Origin of the sequence: Candidatus Caldatribacterium saccharofermentans (genome assembly GCF_050267035.1) — a bacterium.
GTDB lineage: Bacteria > Atribacterota > Atribacteria > Atribacterales > Caldatribacteriaceae > Caldatribacterium > Caldatribacterium saccharofermentans.
In genome coordinates, this window is record NZ_CP187957.1 from 1,955,773 (window position 1) to 1,972,047 (window position 16,275).

Below are 16,275 nucleotides of genomic sequence, written 5' to 3' on the forward strand. Positions count from 1 at the left end.
CATTATACTTGAGAAAAAATCTGGTACAATAGGAAGCACACAAGAGGAGGTGATACCAGTGGCATTCCGATTTGCCCCTTCGGAAATCCTCAATATGGCCGTAGAGCTTGAGCGAAAGGGTATAGCCTTTTACGAGGACCTGAAATCCAGAGCAACCCGGGAGGATGGGAAAAGAATGTTCCAGTTCCTCGCCGATGAGGAACGACGGCACCTTGAGACCTTCACCAGGCTCCTTGAAGAGACTGGAGAGACCCTTATCGATGCGAGTGGTGAGGTCTCCCAGTACCTGGGGTCCATCGTGGAGACTGGAGTGCTTTCCAAAGTTCTCAGGGGGGAAGTTTCGGCAGAGAACATGGGCCTTTCTGAAGCCCTCAGCGCTGGTATTCAGGTGGAGAAAGAAAGCATTCTTTTCTACCAGGGGTTTTTGCCTTTTGTCCCCCGGGAGAAACAGGCCTGGGTTGAGGAAGTCATCGCCGAGGAGAAGCGGCATTTCCTCCGTCTGGTCGGGCTTAAGGAGGAGCTTACCGGGGAGGCAGTGTGACCATGGCGCATCGACGCGTTGTTATCCTCGTTGAAAATCAGTACCAGGAGCTGGAGCTCTGGTATCCTCTCTTGCGGCTTCGGGAAGAAGGAGTGGAGGCAAAGCTTGTAGGACCTGGGATTGAGGAAACCTTTCTTGGGCGTCATGGTTTTCCTGCCAAAGCCGAGATGGTGACTTCTTCCGTGTCCCCAAGGGATTTTGACGGTATCATTATTCCTGGAGGGTTTGCTCCTGATTACCTTCGTCGGCTTCCGGTGGTCACAAACCTGGTGCGGGAGATGTACCAGCAGGGGAAGCTGATTGGGGCGCTTTCCCGGGGACCCTGGGTCCTCATCTCGGCGGACATCATCCGGGGGAAAAGGATTGCAGGGCTCGTTTCACTCCGGGATGACATCAACAACGCCGGTGGGGAGTTCGTTGACGTACCGGTGGTGGTGGATGGGAACATTATTACCGCTCGTGGACCGAATGAACTTCCACTTTTCATGCGTGAGGTTCTGACTTTCCTCTGGCGGAGCCGGCCCCGCCTGAATGAGCCCCATCCTGATGGGTGGCTTATCGATGGGACGGGAAACGTGCTCTCCCTTGCTCAGCTCCTTCGGGGAAAACCGGCTTTAGTACTCTTTTTCGATTCTGGTTTTAGCCCCCGGGGGATGACTTTCCTGCCCCGGTACAACGAGTGGGCAGAAAGGGTGGAAGAGAAGGGGGGACTCTTTATAGGTATCAGTACTGAAAGCATTTTTACCCATCAGGAACTCCAGCGCCGTCTCCACTTGACCTTTCCTCTCTACAGTGATGTCTTTCTCGAGGTCACCAAGGCCTTTGGGGTTCTGGGGGCCAGTGGCCTTGCGGAATGGGCAGTGGTGCTCATCGATGCGCATGGTGTTCTCCGCTTTGCGGAGCGCTGTCCCGGGGGAGATATTGAAAACCTCCCCGGTTTTCAGCGGAAATTTGAAAGCCTTTTTGGGTAGGGGGGAGAACATGGCATTGCTTGAGGACAAAGATCGCAGGACGCTTGAGACGTACCTTGCGGAGCACCTTCTCCATCCGGTCACGCTCCGCTTCTTCACGCAGGAACTTGAGTGTGAGACATGCCGCGAGGTGCGGATGCTCCTTGAGGAAGTTGTCCGTCTTTCGCCGCTTCTGCGCCTTGAGGTGCACAACTTTGTTCTGGATCGGGAAGTTGCAGCGGCTTTCCGTATCGACAAAATTCCGGCCTTCACCGTTGAAGGGGAGAAGGACTACGGTATCCGGTTCTTCGGTATTCCTTCAGGTTACGAGTTTTCAGGGTTTATCGAAACCCTGGTCTTTGTCTCGCAAAGGACTACAGACCTCTCGGAAGACACCAGGGCCTTCCTGAAGGCGCTGACGAAGGACGTCACCCTTCAGGTGTTTGTGACACCAACCTGTCCCTTCTGTCCTCAGGCGGTTGTCCTGGCTCACAAAATGGCCTTCGAGAGCGATCGGGTTTCCTCCAGCATGGTGGAAATCCTCGAGTTCCCCCACCTGGCATACCGCTATGGCGTGCGAGCGGTCCCGAAAATCGTCCTGAACGAGACCGTTGCTTTAGAGGGGGCTGTCCCGGAGGCTTTTCTGGTGCAGAAAATCATAGAAGTTGCATCGTAAAGGGGGTTTTCTCTATGGGACAAGCGATGAAGGCTGCGGTGATGAAGGATATACGGCATATTGAGATCGAAGAGCTCCCCATCCCTGTCCCGAAGGAGGGGGAAGTTCTCGTTCGCATCCGGAGTGTTGGGGTGTGCGGTTCGGATGTTCACTACTTTGTGGAAGGTCGTATTGGCGATTTCGTGGTCCAAACCCCGTTCATCCTGGGTCATGAGTGTTCGGGAGAGGTTGTGGAGGTAGGGAAAGGAGTAACGCATCTTAAGCCTGGGGACCGGGTGACCATGGAGCCGGGTATCCCCTGTGGCAGGTGCGATTTTTGCCGCCAGGGGAGGTATAACCTCTGTCCCGAGGTGGTTTTTTGGGCTACACCACCGGTGAACGGGACTTTCTGTGAATACGTCGTGCACCCTGCGAACTTCACCTATCCCGTGGATCCCTCGGTGAGTTTCGAGGAGGCAGCACTTGTGGAGCCCCTGGCAGTGGGTATGTACGCCGTGCACCGGGCGCAGGCAAAGCCGGGGGATGTGGCACTCGTTCTTGGGAGCGGTCCGATTGGTCTTGTGACTTTACAAGCGTTGCTCTCAAGAGGCGTTACCGAGATTATCGCGGTGGACGTTGTGGAGAAGCGACTCGAGAAGGCCCGGGAGCTCGGAGCACGACTTGTCTTGAACGCTGCAAAAGACAATGTGGAGGAAGAGGTTCGTGCCTTTACTCAGGGGAGAGGTGCTGATCTTGTTTTTGAAACTGCCGGAAGCGTCCAAACAGCGCAGCTTTCTGTAGAGGTGGCAAAACGGGGCGGGAAAGTCGTCCTTGTGGGTTTACCCTCGAAGACGCATTTTGATTTCGGTGTCATCAGGATTCTCGATAAAGAGCTCGATGTCCTGGGGGTTTTCCGGTACGCCAACATGTACAAGGGCTGTGTGGACCTTCTCAACGCCCGTCGGGTGAATCTTGCAACGCTCATCACCCATCGCTTTCCCCTGGAAAAAACCCAGGAGGCTTTGCTTTTCGCCCATGAGCACAAGGCTGAATCTATCAAAGTCGTGGTGAACGTTGGGAGTTGACGGATAAGGTATAATAGAAAAAGGTTTAAAAAAGTTCAATACGGAACCGGGGGAGCTCCATAACGCGGGGCTGAGAGGAGAGCGCAAGCTCTCGACCCTTTGAACCTGATCTGGGTAATGCCAGCGGAGGGAGTTGGTGGATTTCGAGCCACTTGCCGACCTGGCAGGTGGCTTTTTTTTGGAGGTGGGGGACATGCGGGGAGGACATTTACGAAAACTCCTGTATGCGGGGCTCTTTGCCGCTTTGGCTGTTGCGGCGTCAGGCTTCCACATTCCCGTCGGTCCTGCGAAGGTCTTCCCTTTCCAGCACGCCATTAACGTCCTGGCGGGCGTTACCATTGGGCCCTGGTACGGAGCACTGGCGGCGGGAATAGCCGGGATCATTCGCATACTCCTTGGAACGGGGACGATTTTCGCCCTCCCGGGAGGTATTCCCGGAGCCCTTGTGGTTGGTCTCGTGTATCGCCTCTGGCGCAGAGATATTGCAGGGTTTTTCGAGCCCATAGGAACGGGAATTGTTGGTGCTTTCCTCAGCGCGTACCTGGTGGCTCCGCTTGTGGGGAAGACGGGGACGCTTCTCTTTTTCCAGGCTGCTTTCTTTGCGAGCAGTATTCCGGGAAGCATCCTGGGCGTTGTGGTTCTCCGGGTTCTGCGAAGAACTGTCCACGACGCACTCTTTTGTGAGGAGGTTTCAAGGCGATGCTAAACGATGTGCAACCCATCCCCAGGGAAAAACGGCACCTCTTAGGGTTTGACCTCTTCCTCCTCTGGGCAGGGGCAGCAGTGGCGATATCGGAAGTCTGGGCAGGAGGTATTCTCGCTCCTCTGGGTTTTGTGGGTGGGATGCTGGCCATTCTTCTGGGGCATGTGGTGGGGAACACGCCTTTTGCCCTTGGAGGAATCCTGGGGAGTGAACTTGGGGTTCCTGCCATGGTCTCGGTGCGGCTTGCCTTCGGGAAGTGGGGATCGTATCTGGCGTCTTTCCTCAACATTCTTCAGCTCATCGGCTGGACTGCCATTATGGTGATTATCTGTGCCCGGGCGGGAGACGAGATTCTCCGGGCGATCTTTGGGTTTTCCTTCCCCCGGCTTTTGCTCTTTATTGCTGGTCTCGTGAGCACGTTCTGGGCCTTTCTTGAAACCCCCTGGTGGAAGTGGATGGAACGTGTGGCCGTGATTGCCCTGGCCGGGCTTTCCGGAGTTATGACGTTCGTGGCATTGCGGCAGGTTTCCTTCGGCGAACTCTTGCGACTCCGGGGGGAAGGGTCTTTACCCTGGGGAGCAGGGTTTGACCTGGTGGTGGCTATGCCGATTTCCTGGCTCCCCCTTGTGGCCGACTACACCCGCTTTGCTCGCAATACCCGGGGGGCTTTCTGGGGCACCTGGTGGGGGTACTTTGTGGCGAGTTCCTGGATGTACACTGTGGGACTTGTGAGCGCTCTGACTACGGGACGGACTGACCCTCTCCCGGCTATGGTGATGCTTGGTCTTGGCTCCATAGCCCTTGCAATCGTACTCTTCTCTACCTTCACCACAACGTTTCTGGACATTTACTCGGCTGCGGTGTCTCTGCTCAACGTACTTCCTCGCTTTCGGCAGAAAATAGCGGTGGCCCTTTTCGGGGCGCTGGGGACACTTCTTGCCCTTGTCTTCCCCATGGAACGGTATGAGAGTTTCCTCTTCCTCATTGGTGCGGTATTTATCCCCCTTTTTGGCGTTGTCCTTGTGGATTATTTCGTGATCCGCAGACGAAAGGTACAACCCGAAGAACTCTACGACAGGTGCCCACCGATTGTCTGGGAGGCCCTGGTCTCCTGGATTCTGGGTGTGGGGGTTTATGCCCTTTTCCTGAAGGTTTTTCCCGGTTTCGGTGCCTCTGTTCCGAGCTTTCTTGCTGCAGGAGGGCTCTACTGGGCCTGGCGGAGGAGGAAAGGTACATGACATTAGGAGAGAAATGCGCGGAAATCCTGGTACGGATTCGCCAGAAGCGGCCTCTGGTACACCATATCACCAATATCGTTGTGGCCAATGACAATGCGAATACGATGCTCGCCCTGGGAGCTTTACCGGTTATGGCCTACGCCCGGGAAGAAGTCGAGGAAATGGTTACGGGTGCAGAGGCACTGGTGCTGAACCTCGGAACCCCTACAGAGGACATTATCAAAAGCGCGCTCCTTGCAGGGAAGAAGGCCAACGCCCTGGGTATTCCTGTTATCCTTGATCCAGTAGGGGCGGGGGCCACACGCTTCCGAAAAGAGGCCGCGCTTCTTCTCCTTGAGCGCGTTCGTGTGACCATTGTGCGGGGAAATGCCGCCGAGGCATGCGCTCTCCTTGGTCGTCCCTCCCGCGAGCGTGGAGTGGAGTCCAAAGCAGAAGCAGAGAACCAGGCACTTCTGGCTCGGGAAGTGGCCTTGAAATTTGGAGTCACCGCGGCAATCACCGGTGCTGTGGATTACGTAAGCGATGGGAAGAGGATTGTTGCCGTCCACAATGGCCATCCCCTGTTGACCCGGGTGACGGGGACCGGGTGTATGGCAACCTCTCTGTGTGGGGCATTTGCGGCGGTAGAGAGTGATGCGCTTTTGGCTTCGCTTGGGGCTTTAGGATTTTTGGGAGTCTGTGCGGAAAGGGCAATTCGTGATTCTCAGGGTCCTGGGAGTTTCCGTATGCGGCTTTTCGATGTGATGTACTCGCTCTCAGAGGACGATTTTGCCAGGAATCTCTCTTTTGAGGTGCTCCAGTGAGGGATTTCTCACTGTACGTCATTACGGATCGGAGGATTCAAAAGCGCAGGAATCTCGAGGTGGTTGAGGAGGCCATTGCGGGAGGGGCTTCTGTCATACAGCTTCGGGAGAAAGAGGTTTCCACGAGAGAATTCCTTGAGGAAGCTCTGCTCCTTCGGGACTGCACACGACGCCACGGAGTCCTCTTCATCGTGAATGACCGGCTGGACATCGCTTTGGCTAGCGACGCTGACGGGGTGCACCTTGGACCAGACGACATGCCTCTTGAGTACGCCCGGCGTATTGCGCCTCATCTCATCCTGGGGTACTCCTGTGACACCGTAGAAGAAGCGCAGCGGGCGGAACGCCTTGGAGCCCATTACCTGGGAGTAGGAACGGTCTTTCCTACAACGACGAAGAAAGATGCGGGGGCACCCATTGGCCTTGAGCGCCTTCGGGAAATCAAGAAAGCCGTAAGAATCCCCGTGGTGGCCATTGGGGGCATTACTCTGGAGAACCTTGAAGCGGTCCTAACTACGGGTGTTGATGGGGTGGCGGTGGTGTCGGCTATTGTTGGGGCACCCTCAGTGCGGGATGCTGCCTTTGCCTTTCGCGAGAAAATCGATGCTTTTCGGAGGCGGTACCATGGAGCTCCGTGACCTTGGAGAGTTCGGCTTGATTGCCCGTATCCGTAACGTTTTCTCTTCCACCGTTCCCCTGGGTATTGGCGATGACTGCGCTGTCCTCCCGGGGAGGGAGGGGTTCTGGTTCCTTGCAACTGTGGATAGCCAGATTGAGGGTGTGCATTTCCAGGCATCACTCATTCCTCCGTTTTTTGTCGGTCGGCGCCTCCTTGTGGCAAATCTCAGCGATATTGCGGCCATGGGTGGTATTCCCCGGTATGCCCTGCTCTCCTTTGCCCTTCGGGAGGACGTCTCTTTCGTCTGGCTCAACGAGGTCCTTCAGGGTGTTCAGGAAGAAGCCTCCCGGCATGGGGTCGAGGTGGTCGGAGGGAATCTTGCCCGGATTGATGGACCAGCAGTGCTCGACCTTGTGCTTCTTGGGGAGGTGGAGCGAGATCGGCCACTTCTTCTGCGGGGCAACGCCCGCCCAGGAGACTGGATTTTTGTCACCGGGTACCCTGGGGAGGCAAAAGCAGGGCTCATCCTTGCAGGGAGAAAAGTGCTTGAGGAGCAATACCGTGGTCTCTGGCAACGGTTTTTTGCTGCTTCGCCTCGCCTTGACGTTGGAAGGTTTCTTGGAGCGCTTGGGGAACGGATTGCTCTTATCGATGTCTCCGACGGTTTACTCCAGGATCTCGGGCATATTCTTGAAGAGAGCCACGTGGGGGCCATTCTTTACGAGGACGCGCTTCCTGTGTCGCCCCTTCTTGCTCAGTTCTGCGAAAAGGAGGGTTGCGATCCCCAGGAATTTGTCCTCCGGGGAGGAGAGGACTTCGAGCTCCTTTTTACCGTTCCTCCCCACCGGGGAGAGGAAATTCAGGAGGAAATTCCCCGAAGGTTTGGTCTTCCAGTTCACCGGGTGGGGGAGATCGTTGAGGGGGCAGGTGTGTATTTGAGGAAGAAGGATACCCTGGTTCCCCTCGCTTCCCAGGGTTTCAATCATTTCAGCAGGAAGGAGTAAAGGAACATGCGACGGGTACTGACCATTGCCGGGTCCGATTCGGGTGGAGGAGCGGGCATTCAGGCTGACTTGAAGACCTTCTGTGCCTTTGGCGTTTACGGGATGACCGCCATTACTGCCGTGACGGCTCAGAATACGAAAGGGGTGGACGCTATTTTCCCCTTGCCCCCATCGATGGTTGCGCGGCAAATCGAGAGCATCATGGAGGATATTGGGGTCGATGCGGTGAAAACCGGCATGCTCTTTAGTGAGGACATTATCAGGGCTGTGGCGCAGGCGCTCTGCAGGTGGCCTGTTGAGTACCTTGTTGTTGATCCCGTCATGGTAGCCAAAAGTAAAGCAGTGCTCCTTGAAGAACGAGCCATCCGGACACTGGTTCAGGAACTCCTTCCCCTTGCCCATGTGGTCACGCCGAATCTTGAAGAAGCTTCGGTCCTTGCTGGATTCCCGGTACAGAACCTCAGGGATATGGAGGATGCCGCCCGGCGTATCAGGGAAAAGGGTCCGCGGTACGTCCTTGTTAAGGGAGGGCATCTTCCGGGAAATGAGGTTACCGATGTACTTTTTGATGGGAAGGATTTCACATACTTTTCAGGTCCTCGCATCGAGACCCCCAATACCCATGGTACAGGGTGCACGTACTCGGCTGCTATCTGTGCGCTCCTTGCCCTGGGGTATGCGGTGGAAGAGGCTGTTGCCGAGGCCCGGCGGTACATGGAGCTCGTGATTACCCATGCCCTGCCCCTTGGGGGAGGATTTGGTCCCACGAATCACCTCGCTCCGCTTTTTCTTCGGGCTGGTCTTGACCCTCAGGAAGGTGGGCGGTGCTGGTGACTGTTCGCATTGGGACCTCGGGATGGATATACGACCACTGGAAGGGTGTGGTGTACCCCGAAAATCTCCCCAAAAGGGCATGGCTTGCCTTTTACGCCACCCTTTTTGATACCGTGGAAATTAATACCTCGTTTTACCACCTGCCTAAGGAGACGGCCCTCACAAGGTGGTATGCCGAGACCCCACCCTCGTTCCTCTTTGCAGTGAAGGCCAGCCGGTACATCACCCATGTGAAGAAACTCAGAGATGTTGAAGAACCCCTTGCCCTGTTCTTCCGGCGGGTTGAGCTTCTCAAGGAAAAATGTGGTCCTCTCCTTTTCCAGTTTCCTCCTCGCTTTACCTTCCACAGGGAAATTCTTGTAGCTTTTGTGGCCCGCCTTGCTTCGCATTTCCGGTATGTTTTTGAATTCCGTCACCCGAGCTTCTTCTGCAAAGAAGTGTACGACCTCCTCCGCAGGCACAACATTGCCCTTTGCTTTGCCGATACTCCCTTTTTCCCCTATGCGGAGGTGGTCACAGCCTCCTTTGTTTATCTCCGTCTCCACGGTTCTCGAAGTCTTTACACCCACTGTTACGACAGAGAAGAACTCGAATCCTGGGCGGAGAAAATCCGCTCCTTCAGCAGGATGGGGGAGGTCTACTGTTACTTTGACAACGACTATCAGGGTTTCGCCGTGCAGAATGCCCGAGAACTCCTAAAGATACTCGGGTCTTAGTCCCTGAGACGGGTGACGATGGTTTCGACCCCTCTTTTCAAGGTGTTCATCACTGTGCAGGCCCGCTCTCCCACAGCAAGGAGCTGTTCTTTTTCGGCTCTGGTGAGATTCCCAAGGAATTCCACCTCCATGGTGATGGAGGCTATTCGCGAAGGTCCTGAAACCACCTCCCCTTCAAGGGCAACCATGACTTTCTCTAAAGGGAGTCCCTTGGTTCTGGCGTAGGAGAAGACCGTTCCGGAGAAGCAACTTCCCAGAGCGGCGAGGATGTACTCTGTGGGCCAGTGGCCAACTTCGCTTTCGGCACCGCTACTTTTGAAGAGGACGGTATCCTCTCCGATACGGGCTTCGATTTTTCCGCGCTGGGCAGTGAGTTCTACTCTGGCCATGTGCTTCACCCCGCTTGAGGATTTCTTTGAGGTACTGTAACATGGTGCATGAAGCAATTATTCCGGGAGGTCGTGGCAATGCGCTCAAGAAAGATTTTTGCGGTACTCGTTCTTGTTCTCCTTGCGGGAATCCTTGGAGGTTGTGCTCAGGTGGAGCTGGCCGTCCAGGTGGCTCAGGATGCGACTATTCCTCGGGCTCGCATCGCGGTGTACGTTAAAGATTACACGGTCTTTGCCCAGCTGAAACAGGCAGCCTCGGGAGAGTACAGAAAGCTCCCTCCTGAGGAGCAAAAATACATCATTCTGCAGACTCGAGAGGATGCCCCTCCCTATGTGGTGGCCTGGGAGTGGCGTTTTCCCAATGAAGAAAAGGCAAGAGAGTTCACTGAGCAGTTCCTTGGGAAATCGGCCCGGCTGTACAGGGACCAGGACCTGGTGGTTCTTGAAGCTCATCTCAAAGGAGAAGACCTCGAGAGTGCGCTGAACGCTCTTGGGGCTTCCAAGGTCAAGCCTTTCCTTGGGTCCATAGTGCTGACGCTCAAAGCTTATATGCCCGGAGAAATCCTCAGTTACGTCGATGGGACCTTAGAGAAGGATACGGTATGGAAGCAGGAGCTCAACCTTGGCCAGGTATACCAGGAGAAGCCCACCATTGATATCGAGGTTGTTGCCCGAGGAGGAGGTTCTCTGTGACACCAAAAGAACGGGTTCTCTGCGCTCTGGCCTTTGCAGACACAGACATTGTCCCTTACCAGGTTGACTTTACCATACCGGCGCGGGAGAAAATGTCAGCGTACCTTTCGGATCCAGGCTTTCTGGAAAAGCTTGGAAACCATCTTGCCTATGTGAAAGCCATTCCCCCTTCGGGTCTTCAGGAAGTGGCTCCCGGATTTGTCCAGGACGAATGGGGGGTGGTGTGGAATCGTACCATTGACCCGGATATTGGGAATCCCATACCGGTGCTCTCGCGCCCAAGCCTTTCGGGGTACCGCTTTCCGGATCCCACCGATCCTCTACGGTACGCCCATATCCCCGGGTTCGTTGAGCGTCACCAGGACACTTTTAAGCTTTTGCGGGAGACGTATACGCTTTTTGAGCGGGCCTGGAGTCTCAGGGGAATGGAGGAATTCTTGAGCGATATGATAATGCACCAGGACTTTGTTGAGGATTTGCTCGATGCCATTACCTCTTTTCATCTTGAAGTGATCGATCGGGCTCTGGACCTTGGACTCGATGGGGTTCTCTTTGGGGATGACTGGGGGTGGCAGGGGGGACTCATCATGGGGCCAAAACTCTGGCGGAAGTACATCAAACCTCGCATGGCTGAGATGATTGCTCTTGTCCGGAAAAAAGGAAAGAAAACCTTTCTTCACTGTTGTGGGAAAGTTCAGGAAATCTTTCCTGACCTTGTGGAAATTGGACTTCACGTTTTCAATCCCTTCCAGCCAGAGGTGATGGACGTCTTTGCCCTTAAAGAAAAGTACCAGGGAAAGCTCGCTTTTTGGGGTGGCATAAGCATTCAGAGGCTCCTTCCTTTCGGAACTCCTGAGGAAGTCCGGAGGGAAACCTGTCAGATTCTGGCAAGACTTGGAGATGGAGGAGGGTACATCGCTGCCCCGTCTCATGCGCTTCCTCGAGACATTCCCTGTGAGAACATTGCAGCGTTGCTTGAAGTGCTCATGAACCAGAAAGGCAACGGGCGATTTCTGAGGCAAAGTCCCAGGGAATGAGGTACGTGTCGACGAAGCGCAGGTCCTTTGACCTGGTGCGCTGTACCACTGTTTCCACAGTCAGTGTGCCCTCAGCTTCACCGGTTTTCGCAAGCTTCAGGAGCTTTTGAGTGACGGTTGTGGTGACGGGGTTTTCCCGTTCCCCCCAGATTTCGCACACGAGCTCCTGCTCCCTGAGGTATGCGAGAATCACCACATCCTGGGAAGGAAATCGAAAACGAAGGTCCTTGCTCCCGTAGCTTACCGCAGCATCGAGGCCTGGGGGAACATAGGCAGTGATTGAGGCATATCCAGAGTGAGGATGGCGTTCCAGGATTTCCGCTTCGGTTCTGAGAAGGGCGTTGTAGAGTGTTGAGGCCACCTGACACACTCCTCCTCCATATCCCGGAACAAGACGGCCGTTGGCGAGAATTCGGGTCTTCCGGTACCCATCTTCTTTCTCCGCCCGGCCAACCACAGCATTAAAGGAGAAGACCTCTCCTTTCTTCAGGAGGTACCCAGAGAGAGAGGCGGCGGCTTTTTCAATGTTGAAGACGACGTCCTCTTCTCGGTCTTTGAGGGACGTCGCAAAGGAGGCAAGAAGTGTTGTAATTCCCCGGCTCTTGAGGACCTCCGATGTATCCACTCTGGGGGGAAGGACGTCGAAGGTCTCGAGGGTAACGGTGTCGCTCCAGTCCTCAAGAGATTGCTTTAGGGCATGCAGGGCCTTCTCCACGTTTAGTCTTCGCCCTGCTCTGGCCTGCTGCACCCGATTACCTTCCCAGAAGGCGTCTTGTGGCGGAAGGAGAGTTTTTGTTGCAAGCGACTCAAGAAGGGCTTTGGCCTTCTCTTCGTCCCACTCTACAAGAAGTGGGACGCGCTTGCCCTGAGCGACCTTCTTCTTCATGGCTTTGATATTCCAGCGTATTCGGAGGGCATCCTTGGGGACCTCAAAGGCTTTGCCAGCAATCACAAGGCGAAGGGGGGTTCTCTTCCAGCGGGCTTCGAGGGTTTCAAGAAAAGGCACAATATCTCTTCTTGCCAGCGTGACCCTTTCTTCTTTAAGAATACAGGAGACTGTCCCTCGATTACCCGCAAGGAGGTATATCAAGAAAAGGACAAAGACCCCAACCCCAGGGATGATGCCCTTTCTCACTCCGCCTCCCCCTCAGGACCTGCGGCTGGGGGAGTTTCTGAGGAAACCAGGGTTTCCGGAGAGGTTGTTCTCATGAGCGCTTCGGAGATGGTGATGGTGCTCTTTTTCCTGAGTTCTGCAAGGAGGTGCTCCGTTCTAACCCGTTTCTGCTCTTCAAGGAGGTACTGGCGAATGTTCTCCTTGACATCCTCGAAGGCCTTGACCTCCCGGGGTTTCCACTCCAGTACCCGGTAAATGACGTAGGTGTCCCCCACCTTGAGGGGAGGAGTCACATTGCGGGGGTCATCCTTGACTTTCTCCAGAACTTCCCGAACTTCCTGGGGAAGCCCGACTTCCGAAACCCAGCCTATGTCTCCACCCTTTTTTGCAGCTTCGTCGAGGGAAACTTCCTGGGCGACTTTGGCAAACTCTTCCCCAAGGTACAACCGGCGCAGCGCCTTTTCTGCATCTTCTTTAGAGAGAAAGGTCATCCTCAGGAGGTGGTACTGAGCCGGGGTAGTGAAGAGGTCTTGGTGTTCCTCATAGTACTTCTGTACCTCTTCATCAGGGATAGGGAGGTCAGCAACGAGGCTCTCTGTGAGTTTCTGGATCATGAGTTCCCGGCGAAGGGATTCGCGAAGCGCCGAAAGTGTGAGTCCCTGGTACTCGAGGTACCGGCGGAATTCGCTTTCTGAAGAGAACTGTGCCCGGAGTTTCTCGAGCTCGGTCTCTATTTCCTTTGAAGAAACCCGTATTCTCCTTGTTTGGGCTTCCTGGTACAGAAGCTCGTTGTTGATGAGGTTTTCAAGGACCAGGCGTCGAAGGAGGTCAAAGGTCTTTTCGTCCCAGGAACTCAGGGTCTTTGAGTCGTACTGACTCAGGAAATTCCGAAAGGCCTGGTCGAGGGTGTAGAAACTGATGGCTGTGTGGTTTACCGTTGCGGCCACAGCCTGTCCGGTACGACCGGAACGGCGGTACGATCCGTAGCCGTAGTAGATGGTGACGGCAAAAGCAACAACAACGATGATAAGAATGATGTCCAGGTTTTTGCGCAGCGCTCTCATCATCTTTTGTCCACCTCGTGCGTCCGTTTTGGAGTTCCCTCTTGCTACAATACTACTTCAGCGACTTATCCTTGTCAATTTTAGGGAGTTCCGGTAGAGTATTAGAAACACCAAGGTGCTCAATGGGGGTTGTGACGCCATGGAAATGGATATACGCAAAATCCAGGAAATTCTCCCCCACCGCTTTCCCTTCCTCCTTGTGGATCGGATCGTTGCCCTGGAGGAAGGAAGGGTTGTGGGCGTAAAGAACGTTACGGCGAACGAGTGGTTCTTCCAGGGTCATTTCCCGGGAAGGCCCATCATGCCCGGAGTTCTCATTCTTGAGAGTATGGCGCAGGTTGGAGCCACCATGATGATGTACATGGAAGAGTTCCGGGGCTGCATTCCATATTTCGCCTCCCTTGACAATGTCCGTTTCCGGCGTCCTGTTGTCCCCGGGGACCAGCTGGTCATGGAGGTCACGCTCCTCAGGATGAAAGGCCGGGTGGGTAAGCTCAAAGGTGTGGCAAGGGTAAAAGACCAGATTGTGGCTGAAGCAGAGCTGGGCTTCTCTCTGGTACGGGAAGAGGCAAGGGAGGAAGTGTCTTGAGGATGCAGTGGGTTCGTGTTCTGGGAACGGGCTCCAGTGTTCCGGAGAAAGTGCTCACCAACTTCGACCTGGAACGCATGGTGGACACAAGTGACGAGTGGATCACTACCCGGACAGGGATTAAAGAGCGGCGAATTGCTACGCCCTCCGAAACGACCTCGAAGCTGGCCCTCGAAGCAGCGTGGAGGGCCCTGGAGGCTGCTCGAGTTGCCCCTGAGGAAATCGACTGCATCATCGTGGGAACGGTTACCCCGGATATGCTCTTTCCTTCCACGGCATGCCTCCTGCAGCATGCTCTGGGGGCAAAAAGGGCTTTTGCTTTTGACCTCGAGGCAGGGTGCACGGGGTTCGTCTACGCCCTCGCTGTAGCTGAGAAGTACCTCCTTGCCGAGGGGAAGGGAAAGGCCCTGGTCGTGGGAGCTGAAACCCTCTCAAAGATTGTAGACTGGCAGGACCGGGCCACGTGTGTTCTTTTTGGTGACGGGGCAGGAGCAGCTGTAGTGGGCCTGGGGGACCGACCAGGAATTCTGGCAACGTATCTTGGGGCTGATGGGAGCGGGGCGCACCTTCTGGAACTTCCTGCTGGCTGTTCTCGAATGCCTGCTTCTTTTGAAACTGTAGAGAAGCGGCTTCACTACATCAAAATGAATGGGAACGAGGTATTTAAATTCGCGGTGCGCATAGTGGAGGAGGCGTCTCTTGAGGTTCTGAAGAGGGCTCAGAAAAGCGTTGATGACGTGAAGCTCTTCATACCTCACCAGGCAAACATCCGTATTATCCAGTCAGCAGCTAAGCGGCTTGGGATACCGGAAGAAAGGGTTTTCGTCAACGTGGAGAGATACGGGAATACCTCTTCAGCCTCCATCCCCATTGCCCTCGACGAGGCCTCAAGGTCTGGTCGCATCAAAGAGGGGGACATTGTGCTCCTTGTGGGCTTCGGTGCGGGCCTCACCTGGGGGGCTGCGCTCATTCAGTGGTAAAGGAGGTTGACCAGTTGGCGCGAAGAGTCGTTGTCACCGGTATTGGTGTTATCAGTCCAGTGGGGACTGGCAAGGAGAAATTCTGGCAGTCGCTTCTTGAAGGAAGGTCCGGCATTGACATCATTCAGAGCTTTGATCCAACGCCTTTTGAGACGAAAATCGCCGGGGAGGTCCGGGATTTCAATCCGGAAGATTTCCTTCCTCGAAGGGAAGCCCGGCGAATGGACCGCTTTTCGCAGTTTGCTGTTTGTGCATCACTTATGGCTCTGGAAGATGCCGGGGTGAACCTTGAGCGGATGGACCGGGAACGGGCAGGAGTCATCCTGGGGTCAGGCATTGGAGGTATTCACACCTTTGAGGAGCAGTACCGGGTACTTCTTGAACGGGGCCCTCAGAAGGTCAGCGCCTTCTTCATCCCCATGATGATTGTCAACATGGGGGCGGCCAATGTAGCCATTCAACTTGGCCTGAAGGGACCGAATAGTTGTGTTTCAACAGCCTGCGAAGCATCAACCCATGCTCTGGGTGAGGCGTTACGCATTATCCAGCGGGGAGAAGCCGACCTTATGATTGCCGTCGGTGCTGAGGCTTCCATCACGCCTCTTGCGGTAGCAGGTTTCTGTGCCATGAAAGCCCTCTCAACTCGTAACGACGAACCCCAGAAGGCCTCTCGTCCCTTCGACCGGAATCGCGATGGTTTTGTCATGGCTGAGGGTGCCTGCGCACTGGTTCTTGAGGCGGAGGAGGTGGCCCTCAAGAGGGGAGCGCGAATTTACGCAGAGCTTAAGGGTTACGCCTCAACCTGTGATGCTTACCACATCACGGCTCCGGACCCGGAGGGCGAGGGTGCGGCTCGGGCGATGCGTCTTGCCCTTGAGGACAGCGGTGTTCTCCCGGAGGAAGTCGACTATATCAATGCCCACGGAACTTCAACTCCCCTCAACGATCGTACGGAGACCCTGGCGATTAAGAAAGTCTTTGGTGACCGGGCATACAAAATCAAAATCAGTTCCACGAAGTCCATGGTAGGGCACCTCCTCGGAGCAGCGGGAGCCATTGAGGCAGCAGCCACGGTTCTCTCTATTTACCACGGGATTGTCCATCCAACGATTAACCTCGAAGAACCCGATCCGGAATGTGACCTCGATTACACCCCCTGGAAGGCCTGTCCTCTGGAGATTCGCAATGCTCTCTCGAACTCCTTTGGTTTTGGAGGACACAACGGGACCTTAGTGTTTGGGAGATACCAGAGGTGAGGGTT

General features: G+C 55.1%; 19 protein-coding genes and 1 riboswitch. Of the genes, 16 read left to right on the top strand and 3 right to left on the bottom strand.

The genetic code is table 11. The annotated features are described in order from the left end of the window. Positions 1–58 precede the first annotated feature (58 nt). From ACPT9Q_RS10000 to ACPT9Q_RS10050, 11 genes are all read left to right on the top strand, one after another. Entirely contained in the window at positions 59–541 is a 483-nt protein-coding gene (locus ACPT9Q_RS10000) for a ferritin family protein (protein ID WP_427365746.1), read from the top strand. Positions 542–543: 2 nt separating this feature from the next. After that, positions 544–1,512, top strand: coding sequence for a DJ-1/PfpI/YhbO family deglycase/protease (locus tag ACPT9Q_RS10005; protein ID WP_427365747.1), 969 nt, complete (start codon positions 544–546; stop codon positions 1,510–1,512). A gap of 10 nt (positions 1,513–1,522) precedes the next feature. Then, positions 1,523–2,167 (top strand): protein disulfide oxidoreductase, encoded by a 645-nt coding sequence (gene pdo / locus ACPT9Q_RS10010; protein WP_017872275.1) that lies wholly within the window; start codon positions 1,523–1,525, stop codon positions 2,165–2,167. Between the two features lie 14 nt (positions 2,168–2,181). Beyond that, positions 2,182–3,231, top strand: coding sequence for an NAD(P)-dependent alcohol dehydrogenase (locus ACPT9Q_RS10015; RefSeq protein WP_427365748.1), 1,050 nt, complete (start codon positions 2,182–2,184; stop codon positions 3,229–3,231). Positions 3,232–3,269: 38 nt separating this feature from the next. Continuing rightward, positions 3,270–3,380, top strand: a riboswitch (TPP riboswitch). A 44-nt stretch (positions 3,381–3,424) separates the two neighbouring features. Continuing rightward, the gene (gene thiW, locus ACPT9Q_RS10020; protein WP_051040754.1) at positions 3,425–3,937 is read left to right on the top strand and encodes an energy coupling factor transporter S component ThiW; all 513 of its coding nucleotides are present in this window, start codon (positions 3,425–3,427) and stop codon (positions 3,935–3,937) included. Then, the gene (gene cytX, locus ACPT9Q_RS10025) at positions 3,931–5,172 is read left to right on the top strand and encodes a putative hydroxymethylpyrimidine transporter CytX (RefSeq protein ID WP_427365749.1); all 1,242 of its coding nucleotides are present in this window, start codon (positions 3,931–3,933) and stop codon (positions 5,170–5,172) included. Before thiW ends, cytX begins: the two co-directional genes overlap by 7 nt. Next, positions 5,169–5,975 (top strand): hydroxyethylthiazole kinase, encoded by an 807-nt coding sequence (gene thiM, locus ACPT9Q_RS10030; RefSeq protein WP_427365750.1) that lies wholly within the window; start codon positions 5,169–5,171, stop codon positions 5,973–5,975. Before cytX ends, thiM begins: the two co-directional genes overlap by 4 nt. After that, complete coding sequence (thiE, locus tag ACPT9Q_RS10035; RefSeq protein WP_017872832.1) at positions 5,972–6,613, top strand: thiamine phosphate synthase; 642 nt, start codon at positions 5,972–5,974, stop codon at positions 6,611–6,613. The genes thiM and thiE overlap by 4 nt, the downstream gene beginning before the upstream one ends. Beyond that, the gene (gene thiL / locus ACPT9Q_RS10040; RefSeq protein WP_427365751.1) at positions 6,600–7,598 is read left to right on the top strand and encodes a thiamine-phosphate kinase; all 999 of its coding nucleotides are present in this window, start codon (positions 6,600–6,602) and stop codon (positions 7,596–7,598) included. The genes thiE and thiL overlap by 14 nt, the downstream gene beginning before the upstream one ends. Before the next feature lie 6 nt (positions 7,599–7,604). Continuing rightward, positions 7,605–8,432, top strand: a complete 828-nt coding sequence (thiD, locus tag ACPT9Q_RS10045; RefSeq protein WP_017872834.1) for a bifunctional hydroxymethylpyrimidine kinase/phosphomethylpyrimidine kinase — start codon at positions 7,605–7,607, stop codon at positions 8,430–8,432. Next, a complete protein-coding gene (locus ACPT9Q_RS10050; RefSeq protein ID WP_427365752.1) occupies positions 8,423–9,148 on the top strand; it encodes a DUF72 domain-containing protein in 726 nt (241 codons plus the stop codon). The genes thiD and ACPT9Q_RS10050 overlap by 10 nt, the downstream gene beginning before the upstream one ends. Here ACPT9Q_RS10050 and ACPT9Q_RS10055 read toward each other — a convergent pair. Further along, complete coding sequence (locus ACPT9Q_RS10055) at positions 9,145–9,537, bottom strand: OsmC family protein (protein WP_017872836.1); 393 nt, start codon at positions 9,535–9,537, stop codon at positions 9,145–9,147. The two genes, ACPT9Q_RS10050 and ACPT9Q_RS10055, sit on opposite strands and share 4 nt — an antisense overlap. A 78-nt stretch (positions 9,538–9,615) precedes the next feature. Here ACPT9Q_RS10055 and ACPT9Q_RS10060 point away from each other — a divergent pair, with 78 nt between their 5' ends. Both ACPT9Q_RS10060 and ACPT9Q_RS10065 read left to right on the top strand, forming a co-directional pair. Beyond that, a complete protein-coding gene (locus ACPT9Q_RS10060; RefSeq protein WP_427365753.1) occupies positions 9,616–10,230 on the top strand; it encodes a hypothetical protein in 615 nt (204 codons plus the stop codon). Beyond that, a complete protein-coding gene (locus ACPT9Q_RS10065; protein ID WP_427365754.1) occupies positions 10,227–11,267 on the top strand; it encodes a uroporphyrinogen decarboxylase family protein in 1,041 nt (346 codons plus the stop codon). The genes ACPT9Q_RS10060 and ACPT9Q_RS10065 overlap by 4 nt, the downstream gene beginning before the upstream one ends. Here the strand turns inward: ACPT9Q_RS10065 and ACPT9Q_RS10070 are convergent. Continuing rightward, positions 11,215–12,402, bottom strand: a complete 1,188-nt coding sequence (locus ACPT9Q_RS10070; RefSeq protein WP_427365755.1) for a VanW family protein — start codon at positions 12,400–12,402, stop codon at positions 11,215–11,217. The genes ACPT9Q_RS10065 and ACPT9Q_RS10070 overlap by 53 nt on opposite strands. After that, positions 12,399–13,448, bottom strand: coding sequence for a SurA N-terminal domain-containing protein (locus ACPT9Q_RS10075; RefSeq protein WP_427365756.1), 1,050 nt, complete (start codon positions 13,446–13,448; stop codon positions 12,399–12,401). The genes ACPT9Q_RS10070 and ACPT9Q_RS10075 overlap by 4 nt, the downstream gene beginning before the upstream one ends. A gap of 136 nt (positions 13,449–13,584) precedes the next feature. On the opposite strand from ACPT9Q_RS10075, the gene fabZ reads away from it, so the two are divergent. From fabZ to fabF, 3 genes are read left to right on the top strand one after another with little or no spacing between them, the layout of a single operon-like run. Continuing rightward, positions 13,585–14,034: a 3-hydroxyacyl-ACP dehydratase FabZ gene (gene fabZ / locus ACPT9Q_RS10080; protein WP_427365758.1), complete on the top strand. Its 450-nt coding sequence runs from the start codon at positions 13,585–13,587 to the stop codon at positions 14,032–14,034. A gap of 2 nt (positions 14,035–14,036) precedes the next feature. Then, the gene (locus ACPT9Q_RS10085) at positions 14,037–15,014 is read left to right on the top strand and encodes a beta-ketoacyl-ACP synthase III (RefSeq protein ID WP_427366763.1); all 978 of its coding nucleotides are present in this window, start codon (positions 14,037–14,039) and stop codon (positions 15,012–15,014) included. 14 nt (positions 15,015–15,028) lie between these two features. Continuing rightward, entirely contained in the window at positions 15,029–16,270 is a 1,242-nt protein-coding gene (gene fabF, locus ACPT9Q_RS10090; protein WP_017872842.1) for a beta-ketoacyl-ACP synthase II, read from the top strand. Positions 16,271–16,275: the final 5 nt, after the last annotated feature.

Coding starts and splice junctions, on each gene's coding strand:
- thiW (WP_051040754.1), top strand. CDS start 3,425: ATGCGGGGAGGACATTTACGAAAACTCCTGTATGCGGGGCTCTTTGCC.
- thiM (WP_427365750.1), top strand. CDS start 5,169: ATGACATTAGGAGAGAAATGCGCGGAAATCCTGGTACGGATTCGCCAG.
- ACPT9Q_RS10060 (WP_427365753.1), top strand. CDS start 9,616: ATGCGCTCAAGAAAGATTTTTGCGGTACTCGTTCTTGTTCTCCTTGCG.
- ACPT9Q_RS10085 (WP_427366763.1), top strand. CDS start 14,037: ATGCAGTGGGTTCGTGTTCTGGGAACGGGCTCCAGTGTTCCGGAGAAA.
- thiD (WP_017872834.1), top strand. CDS start 7,605: ATGCGACGGGTACTGACCATTGCCGGGTCCGATTCGGGTGGAGGAGCG.
- thiL (WP_427365751.1), top strand. CDS start 6,600: ATGGAGCTCCGTGACCTTGGAGAGTTCGGCTTGATTGCCCGTATCCGT.
- fabZ (WP_427365758.1), top strand. CDS start 13,585: ATGGAAATGGATATACGCAAAATCCAGGAAATTCTCCCCCACCGCTTT.
- ACPT9Q_RS10015 (WP_427365748.1), top strand. CDS start 2,182: ATGGGACAAGCGATGAAGGCTGCGGTGATGAAGGATATACGGCATATT.
- ACPT9Q_RS10005 (WP_427365747.1), top strand. CDS start 544: ATGGCGCATCGACGCGTTGTTATCCTCGTTGAAAATCAGTACCAGGAG.
- ACPT9Q_RS10055 (WP_017872836.1), bottom strand. CDS start 9,537: ATGGCCAGAGTAGAACTCACTGCCCAGCGCGGAAAAATCGAAGCCCGT.
- ACPT9Q_RS10075 (WP_427365756.1), bottom strand. CDS start 13,448: ATGATGAGAGCGCTGCGCAAAAACCTGGACATCATTCTTATCATCGTT.
- cytX (WP_427365749.1), top strand. CDS start 3,931: ATGCTAAACGATGTGCAACCCATCCCCAGGGAAAAACGGCACCTCTTA.
- pdo (WP_017872275.1), top strand. CDS start 1,523: ATGGCATTGCTTGAGGACAAAGATCGCAGGACGCTTGAGACGTACCTT.